The organism is Arthrobacter sp. JCM 19049 (genome assembly GCF_001310435.1).
This window is the reverse complement of the sequence record NZ_BAXF01000118.1, coordinates 1-5,772: the sequence shown is the minus strand read 5'-3', so window position 1 is coordinate 5,772 and position 5,772 is coordinate 1. Positions and strand designations below refer to the sequence as shown.

The following is a 5,772-nucleotide window of genomic DNA, read 5'->3' as shown; positions in this document are numbered from 1 at the left end:
CGCCGCAGCAGACCGGCGCCCCGACACAGACTTAACCGACCTTCCGGCCGCTGTCGTGAGACAACCGGCTGGCCGTTCATTGCCTTGAAAGGGAAGATCATGAGCGAGAAACACCTGTCCGACGAAGACTACATCCCGGTCGGCGACGACGACATCGTCCAGCGGCTGGACGCGCTCAGCGACGAGGAAGCCGAACAGCGGGCCGAAGCGCTGCGCGCCGGGCTGGCCGAATACGACTGGACGATGAGGACGCGGCCTGCTGGCCGGGCTGGGCACGGAGGAAGACGAGGACGCCGAGATCGGCATCCCTCCGGTGCTGGCCGTCATCGGGCGCCGAACGTGGGCAAGTCCACCCTGGTCAACCGCATCCTGGGGCGCGCGAGGCGGTCGTGGAGGACGTGCCGGGGGTGACCCGGGACCGGGTGGCCTACGACGCCGAATGGGAGGGGCGCGCCTTCTCCCTGGTGGACACCGGCGGCTGGGAGCACGACGCGAAGGGCATCCACGCCTCGGTCGCCGAGCAGGCCGAGATCGCCGCGGACGTTGCGGACGTGATCCTGTTCGTGGTCGACACCCATGTGGGGGCGACCGCCACCGACGAAGCGTGGTCAAGATGCTGCGCCGCAAGGGCAAGCCGGTGTTCCTGGTGGCCAACAAGGTCGATGACTTCAACCAGGAGGCCGAGGCCGCGATGCTGTGGGGTCTGGGCTTCGGCCAGCCCTGGCCGGTCTCCGCCCTGCACGGACGCGGCACCGCGGACCTGCTGGACGCGGTGATGGAGAAGATGCCGCAGTACTCCGCCTTTGGCGGGGTGATCCCGCGCGGCGGACCGCGGCGCATCGCGCTGATCGGCCGGCCGAACGTGGGCAAGAGCTCGCTGCTGAACAAGCTCGCCGGCGCCGAGCGCGTCGTGGTGGACAACTACGCCGGCACACCCGTGACCCGGTGGACGAACTGGTCGAGCTGGGCGGGGAAGTGTGGCGGTTCGTGGACACCGCCGGCATCCGTCGCCGCCAGCACATGGCCGTCGGTTCGGACTACTACGCCTCACTGCGCACCCAGGCCGCCCTGGAAAAGGCGGAGGTCGCGGTGATCCTGCTGGCCGCCGACGAAGTGGTCTCCGAACAGGACGTGCGCATCATCCAGATGGCGATCGAGCCGGGCGGGCCATGGTGGTGGTGTTCAACAAGTGGGACAACCTCGATGAGGACCGCCGCCACTACCTGGAGCAGGAAATCGAGCGTGACCTTGCGCACATCGACTGGGCACCGCGGGTGAACATTTCCGCGCTGACCGGCTGGCACAAGGACAAGCTGGTCCCGGCGCTGAACACCGCGCTGGAGTCCTGGGACAAGCGCATCCCCACCGGCAAGCTCAACGCCTTCCTGGGCGAGCTGGTGGCCGCCCACCCGCACCCGGTGCGCGGGGGCAAGCAGCCGCGCATCCTGTTCGGCACCCAGGCCTCCTCGCGTCCGCCGCGCTTCGTGCTGTTCACCACCGGTTTCCTGGATCCGGGCTACCGCCGGTTCATCGCCCGCCGCTGCGGGAAACCTTCGGGTTCGAAGGTTCGCCGATCGAGGTCTCGATGCGCATCCGCGAACGCCGGGGACGCAAGTCCTAGAGTCCTCGATTCGATCCCGCACCCGAATGTGGTGTAGGGTTATCTAGGAGCTTTTCGCAGGTGGCACCGCCGCTTTTCGAAGTGGGGGAGAACGGCTGCGAAAGCATTTCGGGCTATGGCGCAGCTTGGTAGCGCGCCTGACTGGGGGTCAGGAGGCCGTGGGTTCGAATCCCGCTAGCCCGACCAACGCTCAAGGGCGGAAACCATCTGGTTTCCGCCCTTGACTGGTTTTTGAGCCCCTTCCCGCGCGATTTTTTCACCGCCCGCCAGGGGCATGGCTTTGTGAACTGCGGACGGTCATCGCATCCTGGCATGGCCCCCGCAGCGAGGTCACCGGCGTGTGGCGCGCCACATTATTCCGGGCCAGGGTTTTCGTCGGCGGGTTGGCCCTGCCGGCGTTGTCCCTCACCGCGGACCGCCAAGGACTTCAGGTCCCACACCGCGTAGCACAGGTGTTCGTATTCCTCATCCAGGAGCACCCGCAGTGCCGCCCCAACGCTGAGCATGGCGCTGTGCTCTGCGTCCCAGGGGTGGCGGCGTGCTGCCTGCAGCGACTGCGCGTCCTGGACCAGCAGGAAATCGCGCACCTGCTGCTGGCGTTCGGCGCGCACCTGCAGCACCCGGGCGAAGTCCGGATTCGATTCGCTGAACACCGACTTGTCGTAGCCATCCAGCGCGTACTCGTGGTTCGGCACTCCGATCGGATGGTAGGGATGCTCCTCACCGAAGATGCAGCCGCGCAACCACGTGTCGGTGGCCATCACCAGGTGGCGCAGCGTCTGGGCGAAGGACCATTCCCCGTCCACGCTCAGATCCTGCGTCCCGGCGGGCAGCTCATCCGGGGTACGGCAGGCGGCCGCCCAATGGGCGCTGACCGCATCCCAGGACTGGAGCAATTCTGCGCCGTGGTGCGAGCCGCGCGGCTCTCGCCCCGGGAACCGGCGGTCCAGTTGCTGCTCCACGAACCGGTGACCTCCACGTCGTTGAGGAACACGCCCTGACTCCCCGCACTGAACCAGGTGCCGTCGATGCGTGCGCCGCCCAGTTCAACGGCGCGCATCCGCACCTCACCCAGGTCGCAGCGGGTGAACCTGGCCCGGCGCAGGTCGGCGTCGGTGAGTGCGCCTGCGGCAGCTGCCCACCGGGGCCCAAGCTCCTCGCGTCGTCCATTTGGCACCCCCACCGTCTGCTATGCGCCGGTGGGGGCATTCTGCCACCTCGGTTTGACCGGCACCAGGAAAAACCGCGGATGGGCCGGTCGGCCAGCCATGCGCGCGCCGGGAATTTCTGCCGATCCGCCACGTGGCGGGGTGATTTGTTCTAGGCTGGAGCCAACGGCACGATGCGCCGCCGGGCAGTGAAGGAGTGATGCGCAATGACCACGTTGTTTCTCACTGGAGGCGGGCTGCCGGGATGGATTTGGGACCAGGTGCGCGCCTATGTGCGCGAAGGCACCGAGGTGGTGCAGTTTCCCGACGGCACCGGGACCTAAAGGAGCATGCTCAGCTGGTCATCGAGGCCATGCCTCCGGGGGAGGAGCAGGTGACGTTGGTGGCCCACTCGGTGTCGGCGACCGTGGCCGCCCAGGTCGCGTCCATGGTGCCGCGGCGCCTGGACGGGGTGCTGCTGATTTCCTCGCTGCTGCCCCCGCGCGGAAAGTCCCTGGTCGATGTGCTGCCGCTGGTCGGACCCAAGCTCGTTGCGCCACAGCTGGTGAAGAGCGGGCTGAAACTCAGTGAGCGCAGAATTCGGGCGATGCTGCCTGGCGTGGCCGAGGTCGTGATCGACAAGCTGCTGCGTGAGATGGGCGCGTTCTCCGGGCAGGTGCTGGCCGACGCGACCGGCGAACCGCACTGGCCCGCCCGCCGCGGCTACGTGCTCACCACCCAGGACACCGCGGTGCCGGCGGGAATGCAGTCGCGGGTGGCCAAGCGTTTTGATGCGACCATTTACCAGCTGGAGACCGGCCACCTGCCGATGCTCACCAAGGCCCGCGAGCTGGCGCGCATCATCGAGCGGTTCAACTCCTAGGCGGCGGGTTCGACACCCGTTAGCGTCCGGCAGCCTCCAGCGGATTCCCCGGTAACGCGGTTCGACTTTGGCGCGGCGTGTCCCGGCTGCGGCCGCGGGGGCGCAAGGGAGTGCCGGCACTGCCCTCAGTGGCCGTCCCGGTGGCTGGGCCTCCGGTTGCTATAGCGGCCATGACGGTACTGCGTCCCTTATCTCCCTTCGGCAACCGTCCTTGACGGTGGGTGGCCAGAACCCACGGCGGAACCGGACGGGGCTCCTAAGTTGGTCGAAGAACCTGTTGCTGTGCGACGCATTGACCAACCATGTCTCACCGCGGCCCTGCCCAGTTCGCGCAGGCGCTCGCCGAGCACCGGGATGGTGATTGCCCCGCACCGCGAGGACTGTTCCACCGAATGCCGCGCGAACCTATCCGCAGCCCCGGAGGGGACGTTGGTGACCTCCGGCGCGGTAGGGCTGGCAAAGCGAGAGTTTCGAAGAGGGCAACGAAGCCGGTGGCGCACAGCAAAGCTTGAGGTGTTGTCTGCGCCTCCTGGGCTTGTGTCAGCACTCACAGGCACTTATAGTGGTTGTGCGATATGCGAATATGACGTTCGATAATCGAACAACTCTGATCTTAGGTTTTGCTTTCACAAAGCAGTGAGGAAGAACTGTGCAGTTTCACCACAACGGATACGTATCGACCGATCCGCGCGTCCAGCCGGCCGCCGGGCTGGGCCTGAACCGGCCCGAGGAGCTGCCGGACCAGATGGACGTGCTGATCGTCGGTTCCGGTCCCGCCGGCATGATCACCGCCGCGCAGCTGGCCCAGTTCCCGAACGTCAGCACCCGCATCATCGACCGCGTCCCGGACGCCTGGCGATCGGGCAGGCCGACGGCATCCAGGCCCGCAGCGTGGAGACCTTCCAGGCCTTCGGCTTCGCCGAGCGGATCACCGCCGAGGCTACTGGATTACGGAGATGAACTTCTGGTCCCCGGACCCGCAGAACCCGACGAACATCGTGCGCACCGACCGCACCATGGATGACCCGCACGGCATCAGCGAGTTCAAGCACCTGATCGTGAACCAGGCGCGCGTGCTGGACTACTTCGCCGAGTACGCGAAGAACTCCCCGGGGCGCATCACCCCGGACTACGGCTACGACTTCAAGTCGCTGACCGTCGAGGAGGGCCAGGAGTACCCGGTGCGCGCCGTGCTGGAGTACACCGATGGGCCGAAGCAGGGCACCGAACGCGTGGTGCGCGCCAAGTACGTTGTCGGCTCCGACGGCGCCCGCTCGAAGGTGCGCCGCTCCATCGGCGCTAGCCTCTCCGGGGACCAGGCCTTCCACGCCTGGGGCGTGATGGACACCCTGGCTGTGACGGACTTCCCGGACATCCGCATCAAGTGCGCCATCCAGTCCAAGGCCGGCTCGATCCTGCTGATCCCGCGTGAGGGCGGGAACCTCTTCCGGCTGTACGTGGACCTGGGCGAGGTGCCGCACGATGACAACGGCAAGATCCGCCAGACCAGCCTGGAGGAGATCATCGACCACGCACAGCAGATCCTGCACCCCTACACCCTGGATGTGAAGGACGTGGCTTGGCACAGCGTGTACGAGGTCGGCCACCGGCTCACCGACCGCTTCGACGACGTGCTGGTCGATGAGATCGGCACCCGGGAACCACGCGTGTTCATTACCGGCGATGCCTGCCACACCCACTCGGCCAAGGCCGGTCAGGGCATGAACGTGTCGATGCAGGACGGCTTCAACCTGGCCTGGAAGCTGGGGCACGTGCTCTCGGGGCTCGCCCCGGAGGAGCTGCTGCGCACCTACTCCGCCGAGCGCCAGGTGATCGCGAAGAACCTCATCGACTTCGACAAGGAATGGTCGACCTGATGGCCAAAAAGCCCGAGGAGTTCGAGGACCCGAAGTTCCTCTCGGACTTCTACGTGCGCACCGCCGAGTTCCCGGCCGGCTTCATGACCGAATACCAGCCTCAATCCTCACCGGAGAGGCCGACCACCAGCAGCTGGCCGCGGGCTACCCGATCGGCAAGCGCTTCAAGTCCGCGATGGTCATGCGCTGCGGGGACACCAACCCGGTGCACCTGGGACACCACCACCGGGCCGACGGGCGATG

Annotated in this window: 2 protein-coding genes, 1 tRNA gene and 3 pseudogenes; 4 read left to right on the top strand and 2 right to left on the bottom strand. The window is 66.9% G+C overall.

Features of this window, described 5'->3' with window-relative positions:
- Nucleotides 1-99 precede the first annotated feature (99 nt).
- Both der and JCM19049_RS07355 read left to right on the top strand, forming a co-directional pair.
- Nucleotides 100-1,621, top strand: a pseudogene (gene der / locus JCM19049_RS07360) (ribosome biogenesis GTPase Der).
- A gap of 109 nt (nt 1,622-1,730) precedes the next feature.
- Nucleotides 1,731-1,807 (top strand) — tRNA-Pro (locus JCM19049_RS07355).
- A 167-nt stretch (nt 1,808-1,974) separates the two neighbouring features.
- On the opposite strand, the gene JCM19049_RS07350 is transcribed toward JCM19049_RS07355, so the two are convergent.
- Together JCM19049_RS07350 and JCM19049_RS23265 are read right to left on the bottom strand one after the other, a co-directional pair.
- Nucleotides 1,975-2,583, bottom strand: coding sequence for a DinB family protein (locus tag JCM19049_RS07350; protein WP_054821257.1), 609 nt, complete (start codon nt 2,581-2,583; stop codon nt 1,975-1,977).
- A gap of 68 nt (nt 2,584-2,651) precedes the next feature.
- Nucleotides 2,652-2,798: pseudogene (locus tag JCM19049_RS23265) on the bottom strand (pentapeptide repeat-containing protein); the annotation flags it as partial.
- 344 nt (nt 2,799-3,142) lie between these two features.
- Between JCM19049_RS23265 and JCM19049_RS07345 the strand changes: the two are divergent.
- On the top strand, nt 3,143-3,652 hold the full coding sequence (locus JCM19049_RS07345; protein ID WP_054821256.1) for an alpha/beta fold hydrolase: 510 nt from the start codon (nt 3,143-3,145) through the stop codon (nt 3,650-3,652).
- A 649-nt stretch (nt 3,653-4,301) separates the two neighbouring features.
- Nucleotides 4,302-5,772, top strand: a pseudogene (locus tag JCM19049_RS07340) (FAD-dependent monooxygenase); the annotation flags it as partial.